Below are 13,197 nucleotides of genomic sequence, written 5' to 3'. Positions count from 1 at the left end.
GAATCCCTTCACCGGGCGGCGGGTTGCGCCGCCCTGACGGGATGCCCATCCGACGGCCGCCGCAGGGGCTTAGCGGCGAACCAGGGCGGCGCCCATCAGCACCACGCCCAGAATCAGGGCGGCGGGACCGACGAAGGGCGGGATGACGTGGGTGTTCTCTTCCTTGGCCGTCACCTTCAGGTCGCCGATCTTGGCCAATTCCTTGGTGTCCTTGGTCGTGAAGATGGGCACGGCCAGGGCCAGCACGCCCAGAACCACGATGACGGCGCCGCTGATCAGTAATCCGTTCTTCGATGCCATTTGTCGCTCCATTCGTTCCGATCCATCGCCCGGTTAAGTCTGTATTGATGGGCGAACATACCGACCCAATCATTATCGGATTGGGTGAATTCGTCACGGATGCTTTGGTCGTACGTAAATGTACTGGCACTCCTACGCAAAGTTATGACCAAACCCTATAGTATAGGCAGAGTCCCAGCGTGGTGTCTTTGATGCGCCGTAGGATTATCGGCGGGCGGCGTAGGCCCCGTGGCTACATGGGGGGCGCCGCCGCCTATGCACTTCGTCAGCTATTCGATCGAAGTGCGGCTTTGGGTTGCTCCCCTGGGCGCGGGCCGGTATCACTGCTCGGCTTGCCGCTGCCGGATTTGCATTTACCTGGGGCGGAGTTGTATTTTCAGTCGCCGTTCAGGCCTGATGGGAGTTTGTCGCGTGAAGATTCTGGTGACGGGTGCGGCCGGTTTTATTGGGTCCGCGGTGTGCCGCTTGCTGGTGGCTGAGGGCCAGGACAACCTGGTGTGCGTGGACAAGCTGACCTACGCGGCCAGCCTTGAGTCGATCGGGGAGGTTCTGGCCAGCGGCCGGGCCGTGCTGGAAAAAGCTGACGTGGCCGATGTCGACGCCATGCGCGACATCTTCCGGCGCCACCAGCCCGACGCGGTGATGCACCTGGCGGCGGAAAGCCATGTGGACCGCTCCATCGACGGGTCCGGCATCTTCATCCGCACCAACATCAACGGCACCCACGTGATGCTGGAGGCTGCGCGCGAGTACTGGCAGGCCCTGCCGGCGGAGCGGAAGGACGCCTTTCGCTTCCATCACATCTCGACCGACGAGGTCTATGGCTCGCTGGGTGAGGACGGGCTTTTCCGCGAGGACACGGCCTATTCCCCCAACTCGCCCTATTCCGCCAGCAAGGCGGCGTCCGACCATCTGGTCAACGCCTGGTACCACACCTATGGCCTGCCGACGCTGCTCAGCAACTGCTCCAACAACTACGGGCCCTTCCATTTCCCGGAGAAGCTGATCCCGTTGATGATCCTGAACGGGATGGACGGCAAGAAGCTGCCGGTCTACGGCAAGGGCGACAACGTCCGCGACTGGTTGTTCGTGGAAGACCACGCCCGCGCACTGGTCCTCATCGTGCGCAAAGGCGTGCCGGGCGAGCGCTACAACGTCGGCGGCAACGCGGAGCAGCGCAACCTGCACGTGGTGGAAACGATCTGCGACCTGCTGGACGAACGCCTGCCCAGCGCCACCAAGCGCCGGGAGTTGATCACCTTCGTGACCGACCGTCCGGGCCATGACCAGCGCTATGCCATCGACGCCTCAAAGATCAAGCGCGAGCTGGGGTGGGAGCCGTCGGTGACGTTCGAGGAAGGCATCCGCCGCACGGTCGACTGGTACCTGGCCAACCGCTGGTGGTGGGAACCCATCCGCGAGGGCAAGTATTCCGGCCAGCGCCTGGGCGCTGCCGCCCCCGCCGCCGCCAAGGTCGGCTGAGGTCGTGACCGTCATGACCACTGCGGGGAACGTTCGGGTATTGTTGCTGGGGGGCGCTGGCCAGGTGGGCTTGGCATTCCAACGGGTGGCGCCGGTCAATTGGCGTGTCACGGCGCCGGGCCGGGAGGCGCTGGACATCGCCAATCCGGATGCCGTCCAGGTGGCGGTGTCGGCCGCCGACCTGGTGGTGAACTGCGCCGCCTACACGGCGGTGGACAAGGCGGAAACCGAAGTCGACGCCGCCTACGCCGCCAACCGCGACGGGCCGGCGGCGCTGGCCCGCGCCTGCGCGGTGGGGGGCACGCCCCTGCTGCACCTGTCGACCGATTATGTCTTCGACGGCACCAAGGTCGGGCCGTATGTGGAAACCGACCTGGTCGGTCCCGTCAGCGTCTATGGCGCGTCGAAGGAGGCGGGGGAACAGGCGGTGCGCGCGGCGCTGCCGGCGCATGTCATCCTGAGGACGGCCTGGGTCTATGGCCCGGACCGTGCCAACTTCCTGAAAACCATGCTGCGCCTGGGCGCGGAGCGGGAAGAACTGCGCGTTGTGGCGGACCAGCACGGTTGCCCCACGGCGGCCGCGGACATCGCCGATGCCCTGGTGGCGGTGGGAAGCCGCATCCTGGGTGGCCAGCGCGATGGCTTCGGCACCTATCATCTCTGCGGCACGGGGGCGACCACCTGGCACGGCTTCGCGGCGGAGATTTTCGCCCAGGCGCAGGCGCGTGGGGCCAAGGTGCCGCGTCTGGTGGCCATTGACACCGCCGCATATCCCACACCGGCGAAACGGCCGGCCAATTCGGTCCTTGACTGTGCCCTGCTGGAGCAGGTCTTCGGCTGGCGGGCGCCGGCTTGGCCTGACAGCCTGGCCCGCAGCCTGGACGTGCTGCTGCCAGCCTGAGTTTCCCGACCTGAGTTTCCCAGCCCTAGTTTCGTAGATTTTTTCCCCAACCCGATAAGACACAAGGCTATTCAAAATGAAGGGCATCATCCTGGCGGGCGGCTCCGGCACCCGTTTGCACCCGCTGACCAAAAGCGTCAGCAAGCAACTGCTGCCCATTTACGACAAGCCCATGGTCTATTACCCGCTGTCGGTGCTGATGCTGGCCGGCATCCGCGACATCCTGGTGATCAGCACCCCGCACCACCTGCCGCTGTTCCAGGATCTGCTGGGTGATGGGGCGCCCTGGGGAATCAACCTGTCCTACGCTCAGCAGGCCGCGCCCAACGGCTTGGCGGAAGCCTTCATCATCGGTCGCGATTTCATTGGTGACGAACCCTGCGCCTTGGTCCTGGGTGACAACATCTTCTATGGCCAGGGTCTGAGCGCGCAGGCGCAGAAGGCGACCCAGGTGAAGACGGGCGCCACGGTCTTTGCCTATTGGGTCGAGGATCCGCATCGCTACGGCGTGGTGGATTTCGACGAGAACGGCCGCGCCAACAGCATCGTGGAGAAGCCCAAGGATCCGAAGTCCAACTGGGCGGTCACAGGCCTTTATTTCTACGACAACCAGGTGGTTGACGTCGCCCGGGAGATCAAGCCATCGCCGCGTGGCGAACTGGAGATCACCGATGTCAACAACGTCTACCTGCAGCGGGGCGAGCTTCAGGTGGAGCGCCTGGGGCGTGGCACGGCCTGGCTGGACACCGGCACCCATGACTCGCTGCTGGAAGCGGCTGAGTTCGTGCGCACCATTGAACACCGCCAGGGCTTGAAGATCGGTTGCCCCGAGGAAATCGCCCTGGAGCAAGGCTTCGTCGATGAGGAGGCGGTTCTGGCTCAGGCCCAGGCCTACAAGAACAGCCCCTACGGTCAGTACCTGCAGCGCATGGTGGCCCGCCGCCGCGCCTCCCAGTTCTGATCGACAGGCGTAACGTACCGGAAATGAGCCGTGGGGGGCCTCTCTCCGCGGCTCATTGCTTTTGGGGTCATGGATGGATCAGGCCCATCTGGATGGCCTTGGCCACCGCGTGGATCTTGGAGTAGCAGCCCAGCTTCTCCAGCGCGTTCTGCAGATGGAAGGTGATGGTCCGTCCGGAGACGCCGATGATTTCGCCCGTCTCCTCCACCGTCTTGCCCCGGCTGGCCCATACCAGGGCCTCCTGCTCGCGCTGGGTCAGGACAGGGGGTGGTGCCACCGGTGTCAAGCGCATGCTGACCACCCGCTCATGGAGATAGAGGGCACTGAGCCGTAGCCATGCCGGCGCCGAATCCGGTGTGATCAGGCCTTCCGGCTTTTGCGTCCAGAACAGGCTGACTACGGCGGATGCCAGCCGGCCCTGGGGATCGACCGTGTGGGTCGGGATGACGTAGCCCTGGGTGTAGCCGTGGTCGGCGGCGGCGGCCATGACGGCGATGGCACGTTGGGCGTCCTGCCGGGCGCGACCCTTGCCCGGCAAATCCAGCTTGGAGATGGCCTGCCGGCTGGCATGGAATTCCGGCACGTCGGCCCAGGTCAGTGGTGCCGCCTGACGCTTGGCCATGACCATCAATGGGTCATGGTTCATGTACCCTTCGGACAGGTAAGTGTGCAGGAAGTCCGGACGTACGGTTGTGCGCACGAAAAGGTCCGGCTCGCCTGGGGCGGGCCCCGGCCGGCTATCGATGTAGCTGACCGCCGCGTACCCGAGATCGCGTGCCAGCTCGCTGAAGGTGTTAAATAGATCTTCGGGATTGTCAGGCTGGCTCAACCGGTTGAGGGCGTCGTCCAGTATCATGGGGTCGATCCAACGAGGGCGTGCGTATACAGGAACGAGGCACCACTTTAGCGTCAGGGGCGCCTAACCCTGTATGAGTCTACAGTTATGTAACTCCAATTCTCCCGCTTTGATAAGGACCGCCATCACACCCCCAAGAGCCGCTGAAAAAAAACTGGGGGTCCTTGTCACGGAGCACGGACATGACCGTTCTGACCAGCCATCGCCTTCCTTTCCCGGTTCTGGCCGCCGTGCATCAGGCGACGGCGCCGCGTTCGCTGGTGCCCCGCAGCGTCCGCGTGGGTAGCCGCCGGACCTCCATGCGACTGGAACCGCAGTTCTGGATCGGGCTGGACCTGCTGGCCCGGCAGGAGGGTTGCCAGATCGCTGAATTGCTGGACGTGATCGATCGTTCCCGCGATGCTGAAACCAGTCTGTCCAGCGCCGTTCGGGTGGTGGTGGTCAGCTATTTCCAGTGGCTGGCGTCGGTGGAAACACTGGCGACCCCGGTCCAGGCGCCGCAGCAGAACCTGAGCCAGGCGTTCTTTTGAACCAGGCCTGTTTCCAGCGTCGGCGTCGGGGGTGGGGACCCTTGTCCGGTTTCGTGAAATTGATCTGATCCAGGTCAAAGCGCGGACGCGAGGGGAACGGTTATCTGGGAAAACTTTTCCAGGAGATCGGCCCTCATGCCTGCTGTATCCGTTGCCGCCCCCGCCCTCTCGCCGCTGGAACGCGTTCGCCGCACCACCACGCTGCTGGTGCTGACGCTGCTGGCTGGTCAAGTCTTCGTTCTTCTCGCCGCCCAGCTGGTGGTGCTGGGTGGGTTCGATTGGCGCCAGCCGACGGCGACCTTGGTGGTGGTGCTGGCCGCCGCCGTGGCTTGGCAGGCTTTGCCGCCAGCCGCCAGCCGCCTGGTCCTGGCCGCCTGCCTGCCCCTGGCGGGGGCCCTGTCCATCTGGGCCTTCGCCGGCAATCCGTGGCAGACGGGCATGCAGATCTACGTCTACATCCTGGTGGCTGTTTCCGCGGGCTTCTGCGATGCGCGCACGCTCGCGGCATCCGCCGCCGCCGTGGCCCTGTTCTTCATCATCGGCGGCCTGGCGGTTCCGGAATCGGCCGGTGTGCGGGGCGGGGAATACCTGCGCATCCTGATGTACGTCTGGCTTGTGGTGTTCGAGGGTGGGCTGCTGGCCTGGTTGGCCCAGACCATGGCCAAGTCTTTCGAACGTTCCGACGCGGCCCTGGCTGATGCCCGTGAGGCGCATGAGGAACTGGCCCAGGCCACGGCTGCCCGTGAGGTCCTGGCGGCCCAGGCCCGGGATGAGCGCAGCCGCCTGATGCTGGCGCTGGCCCAGCGCCTGGAGGGGGATGTCGGTGGCTTGGCGGGTGAGGTGGCGGGGGCCGCCACCGACGCCCGTAGCTGTGCCGACGACCTGCGCGCCCTGGTGCGGCGCGGCTCGGACAATGCCGGGGCCATCGCCGCCTCGGGCGGTAATGCCTTGGACAGCGCCGCCCAGGTGGCGGACGCGGCCTCGCAGCTGTCGGAAGCCATAGCCGAGATCAGCACCCAGGTCAGCCGGTCCTCCGGCGTGACGCGGACGGCGGCGGACCGCGCCCGCATCACCCAGGCCACCATCCGGGGCCTGTCGGAGGCGGCGGACAGCATCGGGAGCGTGCTGGCCACCATCAGCGAGATCGCGGAACGCACCAACCTGCTGGCGCTGAACGCCACCATCGAGGCGGCGCGGGCTGGTCTGGCCGGCAAGGGCTTCGCCGTCGTGGCATCGGAGGTGAAGAACCTGGCGGGCCAGACGGCGCTGGCCACGTCGGAGGTGGCGCAGAAGGTGGCCGCCATCCGCGACAGCACGCAGGAGGCCGCCGACGCCATCGAGTCCATCGCCACCATCATCTTCGACGTGGACGCCGCCACCTCAGCCATCGCCGCGGCGGTGGAGGAGCAGGACGCCGCCACCAAGGAGATCGCGCGCAGCGCCGCCGAGGCGGTGCAGAGCGCCGGCGCCGCCGCCCGGGGATGTGAGGAGACGTTGTCCGCCTGGACCGACACCAACGGTTCCGCCGACGGCATCGCCGACCTGTCCAAGCTGCTGTCCGGCCGGGTGCAGAAGCTGCAGGCGGTGGTGGATGGCGTGGTGAAGGAGATCCGCACCGACGCGGCTTGATCTTACGGTTCCCTCTGGCGCCGGGCGGGCGGGCCCTTTTGGCTTCCTCGTTTTGCAGTCCGCCTCCGGCTCACGCAAAACGCCGGCGGCCGCAGTCGCGGCCCATGACAGACATCGGATAGCTGGGTCCGGAAAGGAATAAGGGGCGGCTCCCGCGCGTCGGGGCCGCCCCTTTCTTTCGGTGCCGGCTCAGCCGTTATAGACGGCGGCCGGCAGCCAGGTGGCCAGGCCGGGCACGAAGCACAGCGCCAGGATGGACACCAGCATCAGGCCGACGAAGGGCAGCACCCCCATCACCACGTCGCGCAGGGGGATGTCCGGTGCGATGTTCTTGATGACGAAAATGTTCAGCCCCACCGGCGGGTGGATCAGGCCCATCTCCATCACGATGGACATGATGATGCCGAACCAGATCAGGTCGAAGCCGGCGGCCTTCAGCGGCGGCAGGATGATGGGCGCCGTCATCAGGATGATGCTGACTGGCGGCAGGAAGAAGCCCAGCACCACCACCAGCAGCAGGATGGCCGCCAGCAGCACCCATTTCGACAGGTGCATGCCCACGATCCACTCCGCCGCCCCCTGGCTGATGTGCAGGTAGCTCATCACATAGGAATACAGCAGCGACATGCCGATGATCATCATCAGCATGGTGGACTCCCGCAGGGTGGACATCAGGATGGGCCCCACCTGCGCCGGCCGCCAGACGCGGTAGATGCCGGCCACCATCAGCAGCGCCAGCACGGCCCCCAGCCCCGCCGTCTCCGACGGGGTGGCGATGCCGCCGTACAGCGCGAACATCACGCCGATCAGCAGGATGACGAAGGGCAGGACGCGGGGGATGGCGGCGAAGCGCTCGCGCGCCGTGAAGGTGTCGGTGCGCAGGATTTCCGACCAGCCGCCGCCTTGGGCATAGGCTTCCGTCGCCGCCCGCTTCTCCTGCCGGTAGCGGACGACGGCGTAGGCGGCGAACAGGACCACCATGAAAATGCCCGGCCCGATGCCGGCCAGGAACAGCCGGCCCAGCGATTGTTCCGCCGCCACCGCGTAGAGGATCAGGGTGATAGACGGCGGCAGCAGGATGCCCAGCGTGCCGCCGGCCGCGATGATGCCGGCGGCGAAGCCGGGGGAATATCCCCGCCGCCGCATCTCGGGAATGCCGGCGCTGCCGATGGCGGAACAGGTGGCGGGGCTGCTGCCGGCCATGGCGGCGAACAGGGCGCAGGCGAAGACGTTGGCCACGCCCAGGCCGCCCGGCACCCGCCCCATCCAGACGTGCAGGGCGGAATAGAGGTCCGCGCCCGCGCGCGACCGGCCGATGGCGGCTCCCTTCAGGATGAACAGGGGGATGGTCAGCATGGTGATGCTGGCCATTTCCTCATAGACGTTCTGGGTGACGGTATCCAGCGAGGCCGCCGGCATGAAGAAATACATGAAGATGACGGCCACGCTGCCCAGGGCGAAGGCGATGGGCAGGCCGGCGAACAGCACCGCCAGGGTGGCGCCGCCGTACAGCAGACCGATCTCAACCGTGCCCATGGGCATGTCCTTTCCCGGAGGCTTGCGTCGAGGCGTCCAGCGGCTGCGGCGCCAGCAGTTGCAGGGCGATCTGCAGGGTCAGCAAGGTCATGCCCACCGACATGGCGAGATAGGGGATCCACAAGGGGGGCGCCCAGGAGGAGAAGGTGGCATAGCCCTCCACCCAGGCCTCATGGCACAGCACCCAGGATTTCCAGGCGAAGAAGCCACAGAACAGGAAGGAGACCAGGTCCGCCATCCAGCGCCGCACCCGCTCCACCCCCTTGGGCAGCAGGCCACCCACCGCCTCGATGGCGACATGGCCGCGGCGTGACTGGACATAAGCCGCCGACAGGAAGGTGGCGCCCACCAGCAGGAAGATGGCCGTCTCATCCTGCCAGTCCGCCGCCTGGTGCAGGAAATAGCGCACCATGGCCTCTTCCGTCATGACGATACCGGCGGCCACCACCGCCACGGCGGCGACGGTGGCGATGACGCCGTTGGTCCAGGCCAGGGCTTTGCCCGCCAGGCGGATGGGTGCGGCCGTCCCCCGGGGTAGGCGTGTCGCCCCGGGCCCCCCTTCCGGCGTGTTGGTTTCCAACTCCGCAGCCCTCATGCCACGTCCTCGGCCAGCTTCAGCAGGGCCGCCGCTTCGGCGGACCGCTCGGCGAAGTCCTTCCAGGCGGTGTCGCGGGCGATGGCCCGCCATTCGTCCATCACCTTTTCGTCCATGTCGACGACCTTCACGCCCGCCTTGGCGTAGATCTCGGCCACCCGCTGGTCATCCTTCTTGGGTTCTTCCAGGGCACAAGGGCTCCAGTGATTCACCGACCGTCAGCAGGGCCTTCTGCTGGGCGGCGGGCAGGCCGTCGAACACGATCTTCGACATCATCAGCGGTTCCAGCATGTACCAGAAGCTCTTCTGCCGCGCGGCGGTCAGGCTCTTGCTCTGCTCCTCCAGCTTGAAGGAGATCAGGCTGGTGGAACTGGTGACGGCGGCGTCCAGGGCGCCGGTCTGCATGCCGGCGTAGATCTCGTTGGACGGGATGGAGGAAACGGCGGCGCCGGCCGCCTTGAACATCATGTCCATCTCCCGCGATCCGCCGCGGATCTTGATGCCCTTCACATCGGCGGGATGCAGCACCGGGGCGCCACGCGCGGCCACCCCGCCCGCCTGCCACACCCAGGTCAGGATCTTCACGCCCTTGGCCTCCAGCGCCTTGGTCAGCGCCTCGCCGATGGGCTTCTTCTTCCAGGCCAGGCCCTGCTCATAGGTCGTCACCAAGCAGGGCATCAGGCCCAGGTTCATTTCCGGAATCTCTCCGCCGCCGTAGGGCATGGGATAGAGGGTGAAGTCCAAGGCGCCCTTCCGCAGGGCCTGCAACTGCGCCACCGTCTTCATGAGGGAGGAGGCGGGATATATCTCGAACTTCAGCGCGCCCTTGGTCTCCGCCTCGACCTGGGCGGCGAATTTGCGGCACAGCCGGTCGCGGAAGTCACCCTCCGTCAAGGTGCCGCCCGGAAACTGGTGGGAAATCTTGAGGGTGCTTTGCGCGTGCGCCAGGCCGGGGATGAGGCTGCCGGCGCTAAGCACAGTGCCGCCCAGGGTGAGGGCGACGGGGCTGGCCGCCATGCCACCCAGTAGGGCGCGGCGCGACAAGGCGTGGGACGTCTTGGGGATCGACATGGGGGGCTGTTCCTCACCGTGGGCAGGCGCCGGTCTTCTCGCGTCCCGGCGTTTGGGTTGGGCCTGAAGCGTCGGTTTTCCTGAAGCGTCGGTAAGGGCCGCAGGTATCGCGGCCTGGGGCAGGCGATGACCGCACCAAGAACTGGCGCGCTTGTTCTTCCCTGTTTCCGCAACTGCTCAATAAATGCTGCAATTGCGAAATATTGCTTTATTTGCAGAGACTTGACGTTGGGGAAGCATGTCAGAGCCTCCCCGGGGCGTCAATCGCTGAAACGCAAGATCGACTGTCTTGCATGCATGAAGATGACTGGTGTATGCGTATCGGCAGGGAGAAAATCTCACGTGCCCGCCGGGAACCGCCCGGCCTCCAGGTGTTGGCTCTAGCCCCTGACGAGGATGCCCATGGCCGTTCCCGAAACCCGATCCGAACAACTGGCCCGCGCGCTGGAAGACGACATTTGCGCCGGCCGCGCCTTGCCGGGGATGCGGCTGGACGAACAGGTGCTGGCCCAGCGCTTCGGCACCTCGCGCACCCCGGTGCGGGAGGCGCTGAAGATGCTCGCGGCCCAGGGCTTCGTGGAGATTCGGCCCCGCCAGGGGGCGGTGGTGGTGGGCCTGGACGTCCGCCAGGTGCTGGAGCTGTTCGAGATCATGGCCGTGCTGGAGGGGCTGTGCGCCCGCCTGGCGGCCCGCCGCATGACGCCGGCGGAACGGGCCGATCTCATGGCTGTCCACGCCGAATGCCAGCGCCTGGCCGTGGCCGGCGACCCCGACACCTATTATGCCATGAACACCCGCTTTCATGAGGTCATCTACGCCGGCAGCCACAACCGCCAGCTGGAGGAGGAGACGCGGCGCGTGCGCAACCGCCTGTCGCCTTATCGTCGCAACCAGTTGCACCAGCTGGGCCGCGTCGCCAAATCGGTGCAGGAACATGACGACGTGGTGCGCGCCCTGCTGGAAGGCGACGCGGACCGGGCGGAAACACTGATGCGCCGGCACATCGGCATCCAGGGTGACGGCCTGTCCGACTTTGTCTCCAACATGTCTATGCCGCAGGCGGTATCCAATCCCCAACCGGTCTTGGCGGGCACGCTCGGCCGGCCTACCATCGTGCGGTGACGCCATTGTGCGATGACGGGCCGCCGCTATCTCAAATTCCTGGTTCGCCACCCCCGCGAGGTCCAGTCCATGAGCAGCAGCACCTTTTTCCGGTCCATGTTGACGACCATCGCCGATCGCGGCCGCGCCCTGCTGCGCCGCCACGGCCCCATGGTTGGGGACTTGCTGGAGGATGCGGCCCGGCTGATGCCGTTAACGGTCAAGACCCCGCCGAAGCGCGACCTGCCCACCTTGTGCGACACCCTGCTGTCCGGTCGGGGTGAGGCGTCGGGCGTGGCGCTGGCGGAACAGATCCTGGACCAATGGGACGCGCTGGATGAGGCCGGGCGGCGGACCTTCCTGCTGGATCTGGCCTATCGTTTCGGTCCCGATCCGATCAAGCTGGACAAAGCGATCGACGCCTATCGCGCCGCGCCGGGCGCGGCCACCGCGTTGGCCCTGCACACGGCGGCCGAGGCGCGACGGCAGGAACTGTTCCGCCGCCTGAACCTGGCGCCGGGCGGGACCGAGGCGGTGGTGCGCATGCGCGAGGCGTTGTTCAAGGTGATGGCCGGCGCCCAGGGCGTGGAAAAGGCGGGGCTGGAGGCGGTGGACGCCGATCTCAGCCACCTGCTGGCGTCCTGGTTCAACCGGGGCTTCCTGGTCCTGCGCCACATCGACTGGACCACCCCCGCCAACATCCTGGAAAAGATCATCCGGTATGAGGCGGTGCATACCATCCGCGACTGGAACGACCTGCGCCGGCGCCTGGCGCCCAGTGATCGCCGCTGCTTCGCCTTCTTCCATCCCCAGCTGCTGGATGACCCGCTGATTTTCGTGGAGGTGGCGCTGGCGCCGGACATTCCGGCCAGCATCGATGCCCTGTTGGCGGAGGATCGCGCCCCCATGGCGGCGGAGGATGCGACCACCGCCGTGTTCTATTCCATCTCCAACTGCCAGGAGGGCTTGCGCGGCGTCTCCTTCGGCAACTTCCTGATCAAGCAGGTGGTGGAGGATCTGCGGGGTGAACTGCCCAACCTGCGCACCTTCGTCACCCTGTCGCCGGTGCCGGGCTTCGCCGGCTGGCTGGCCAAGGAACGCAAGGATGAGGGGTCGGCCGTCCTGCCGCCGGCCGACAAGGCCATCCTGGCGGCCCTTGACCAGCCGGGCTGGCACCAGGATCCCGGCACCGCCGCCACCGTGTCGCCCGTGCTGTTGCAGGCCGCCGCGCATTATTTCCTGAAGGCCAAGGGGCGGGGCGGCAAGCCGGTGGATCCGGTCGCCCGCTTCCACCTGGGCAATGGCGCTCGGCTGGAACGCCTGAATTTCCTGGGCGACCTGTCGGCCAAGGGACTGGCCCAAGCCTACGGCCTGATGGTCAACTATCTGTACAAGCTGGACGATATCGAGATCAACCACGAACGCTACGCCGACCGGGGCGAGGTGGTGGCCGCATCGGCCGTCCGCCGCCACCTGAAGGCGGATGTCGAGGCTGAAGAGACCAAGCCGCCGCCCAAGGCCAAAACGGGCGGTGGGACGGGGGAGGGGGCGGCCAAGCGCGCCCGCCGCACCGCCGCCGCCCAGCCGCCAGCCTGAGCATCCGCAATTTCCCAAGCAACAAGAAACGCCCCCCAAGATTCCGGAGTGTCCCCGCGATGGCCAACCACCTGTTCTCCCTGATCCGCAGCCGCATGCCGGCGCCGGAGACGCCGTTCATCATCATCCCGGAAGCCAAGGGCGCGCCGGAACGGACGCTGACCTATGGCGATGTCGTCACCCTGTCGGCGCGCATGGCCAACCTGCTGGTGGCCCGGGGGGTGAAGCCGGGCGACCGCGTGGCCGTGCAGGTGGAGAAGAGCGCCGAGGCCATCGTGCTCTACCTCGCCTGCGTGCGGGCGGGGGCCATCTACCTGCCGCTCAACACCGGCTACACCCTGGCGGAACTGGATTATTTCATCGGCGATGCCACACCCCACCTGGTGGTGTGTGATCCCGCCAAGGCGGCGGCCATGAAGGACCTTGCCCTCACCAAGGGCGTGGCCGCGGTGGAAACCCTGGGCGGCCAGGGGGCGGCGGATGCCGGCACCCTGCTGGCGGCGACGGCGGATCAGGCCGGCACCTTCGTGGACGTGGACCGCGGGGCGGACGACCTGGCGGCCATCCTCTACACGTCCGGCACCACGGCCGGGTCAAGGGCGCCATGCTCAGCCATGACAACCTGGCCTCCAACGCCCT

The 13,197-nt window shown here is 66.7% G+C and carries 14 protein-coding genes; 8 read left to right on the top strand and 6 right to left on the bottom strand.

Going from position 1 to position 13,197, the window contains the following annotated elements; genetic code table 11:
- Positions 1 to 69 precede the first annotated feature (69 nt).
- Positions 70 to 300, bottom strand: coding sequence for a hypothetical protein (locus tag I55_RS17255; RefSeq protein ID WP_044561813.1), 231 nt, complete (start codon positions 298 to 300; stop codon positions 70 to 72).
- 411 nt (positions 301 to 711) lie between these two features.
- On the opposite strand from I55_RS17255, the gene rfbB reads away from it, so the two are divergent.
- The 3 genes from rfbB (at position 712) to rfbA (ending at position 3,644) form a co-directional block, all read left to right on the top strand.
- Positions 712 to 1,782, top strand: a complete 1,071-nt coding sequence (gene rfbB / locus I55_RS17250; protein WP_044561812.1) for a dTDP-glucose 4,6-dehydratase — start codon at positions 712 to 714, stop codon at positions 1,780 to 1,782.
- Positions 1,783 to 1,795: 13 nt separating this feature from the next.
- On the top strand, positions 1,796 to 2,683 hold the full coding sequence (rfbD, locus tag I55_RS17245) for a dTDP-4-dehydrorhamnose reductase (RefSeq protein ID WP_049974222.1): 888 nt from the start codon (positions 1,796 to 1,798) through the stop codon (positions 2,681 to 2,683).
- Positions 2,684 to 2,759: 76 nt separating this feature from the next.
- On the top strand, positions 2,760 to 3,644 hold the full coding sequence (rfbA, locus tag I55_RS17240; RefSeq protein WP_044561811.1) for a glucose-1-phosphate thymidylyltransferase RfbA: 885 nt from the start codon (positions 2,760 to 2,762) through the stop codon (positions 3,642 to 3,644).
- A gap of 67 nt (positions 3,645 to 3,711) precedes the next feature.
- Here the strand turns inward: rfbA and I55_RS17235 are convergent, their stop codons facing one another.
- Positions 3,712 to 4,500, bottom strand: coding sequence for a LuxR family transcriptional regulator (locus I55_RS17235; RefSeq protein WP_044561810.1), 789 nt, complete (start codon positions 4,498 to 4,500; stop codon positions 3,712 to 3,714).
- A gap of 182 nt (positions 4,501 to 4,682) precedes the next feature.
- Here I55_RS17235 and I55_RS17230 point away from each other — a divergent pair, with 182 nt between their 5' ends.
- Both I55_RS17230 and I55_RS38535 read left to right on the top strand, forming a co-directional pair.
- Positions 4,683 to 5,030 (top strand): ribbon-helix-helix domain-containing protein, encoded by a 348-nt coding sequence (locus I55_RS17230; RefSeq protein WP_044561809.1) that lies wholly within the window; start codon positions 4,683 to 4,685, stop codon positions 5,028 to 5,030.
- A gap of 135 nt (positions 5,031 to 5,165) precedes the next feature.
- Positions 5,166 to 6,659: a methyl-accepting chemotaxis protein gene (locus I55_RS38535; protein WP_252181189.1), complete on the top strand. Its 1,494-nt coding sequence runs from the start codon at positions 5,166 to 5,168 to the stop codon at positions 6,657 to 6,659.
- 189 nt (positions 6,660 to 6,848) lie between these two features.
- Here I55_RS38535 and I55_RS17220 read toward each other — a convergent pair whose 3' ends face one another.
- The 4 genes from I55_RS17220 to dctP are packed head-to-tail and all read right to left on the bottom strand — an operon-like array spanning position 6,849 to position 9,861.
- Positions 6,849 to 8,195, bottom strand: a complete 1,347-nt coding sequence (locus tag I55_RS17220; protein ID WP_044561816.1) for a TRAP transporter large permease — start codon at positions 8,193 to 8,195, stop codon at positions 6,849 to 6,851.
- Positions 8,182 to 8,790: a TRAP transporter small permease gene (locus I55_RS17215; RefSeq protein ID WP_044561808.1), complete on the bottom strand. Its 609-nt coding sequence runs from the start codon at positions 8,788 to 8,790 to the stop codon at positions 8,182 to 8,184. Before I55_RS17215 ends, I55_RS17220 begins: the two co-directional genes overlap by 14 nt.
- On the bottom strand, positions 8,787 to 8,948 hold the full coding sequence (locus I55_RS37770; RefSeq protein WP_199902625.1) for a hypothetical protein: 162 nt from the start codon (positions 8,946 to 8,948) through the stop codon (positions 8,787 to 8,789). The genes I55_RS17215 and I55_RS37770 overlap by 4 nt, the downstream gene beginning before the upstream one ends.
- A 7-nt stretch (positions 8,949 to 8,955) precedes the next feature.
- On the bottom strand, positions 8,956 to 9,861 hold the full coding sequence (gene dctP, locus I55_RS17210; protein ID WP_199902624.1) for a TRAP transporter substrate-binding protein DctP: 906 nt from the start codon (positions 9,859 to 9,861) through the stop codon (positions 8,956 to 8,958).
- Between the two features lie 402 nt (positions 9,862 to 10,263).
- On the opposite strand from dctP, the gene I55_RS17205 reads away from it, so the two are divergent.
- The 3 genes from I55_RS17205 to I55_RS17195 form a co-directional block, all read left to right on the top strand.
- A complete protein-coding gene (locus I55_RS17205; protein ID WP_044561815.1) occupies positions 10,264 to 10,983 on the top strand; it encodes a GntR family transcriptional regulator in 720 nt (239 codons plus the stop codon).
- Positions 10,984 to 11,052: 69 nt separating this feature from the next.
- Positions 11,053 to 12,558 (top strand): malonyl-CoA decarboxylase, encoded by a 1,506-nt coding sequence (locus tag I55_RS17200; protein ID WP_044561814.1) that lies wholly within the window; start codon positions 11,053 to 11,055, stop codon positions 12,556 to 12,558.
- 59 nt (positions 12,559 to 12,617) lie between these two features.
- Positions 12,618 to 13,197, top strand: a 580-nt coding sequence (locus tag I55_RS17195) for an AMP-binding protein (RefSeq protein ID WP_199902623.1), incomplete at its 3' end; no start/stop codon positions are given.

This window comes from Azospirillum sp. B4 (genome assembly GCF_000333275.1).
Classification (GTDB): domain Bacteria; phylum Pseudomonadota; class Alphaproteobacteria; order Azospirillales; family Azospirillaceae; genus Nitrospirillum.
This window is presented reverse-complemented; position numbering and strand designations above follow the sequence as displayed.

Bases quoted from the DNA above. Each gene is read 5' to 3' on its own strand.
- I55_RS17255 (WP_044561813.1), bottom strand. From the start codon at position 300: ATGGCATCGAAGAACGGATTACTGATCAGCGGCGCCGTCATCGTGGTT.
- rfbD (WP_049974222.1), top strand. From the start codon at position 1,796: ATGACCACTGCGGGGAACGTTCGGGTATTGTTGCTGGGGGGCGCTGGC.
- rfbA (WP_044561811.1), top strand. From the start codon at position 2,760: ATGAAGGGCATCATCCTGGCGGGCGGCTCCGGCACCCGTTTGCACCCG.
- I55_RS17235 (WP_044561810.1), bottom strand. From the start codon at position 4,500: ATGATACTGGACGACGCCCTCAACCGGTTGAGCCAGCCTGACAATCCC.
- I55_RS17230 (WP_044561809.1), top strand. From the start codon at position 4,683: ATGACCGTTCTGACCAGCCATCGCCTTCCTTTCCCGGTTCTGGCCGCC.
- I55_RS38535 (WP_252181189.1), top strand. From the start codon at position 5,166: ATGCCTGCTGTATCCGTTGCCGCCCCCGCCCTCTCGCCGCTGGAACGC.
- I55_RS17220 (WP_044561816.1), bottom strand. From the start codon at position 8,195: ATGGGCACGGTTGAGATCGGTCTGCTGTACGGCGGCGCCACCCTGGCG.
- I55_RS17215 (WP_044561808.1), bottom strand. From the start codon at position 8,790: ATGAGGGCTGCGGAGTTGGAAACCAACACGCCGGAAGGGGGGCCCGGG.
- dctP (WP_199902624.1), bottom strand. From the start codon at position 9,861: ATGTCGATCCCCAAGACGTCCCACGCCTTGTCGCGCCGCGCCCTACTG.
- I55_RS17205 (WP_044561815.1), top strand. From the start codon at position 10,264: ATGGCCGTTCCCGAAACCCGATCCGAACAACTGGCCCGCGCGCTGGAA.
- I55_RS17200 (WP_044561814.1), top strand. From the start codon at position 11,053: ATGAGCAGCAGCACCTTTTTCCGGTCCATGTTGACGACCATCGCCGAT.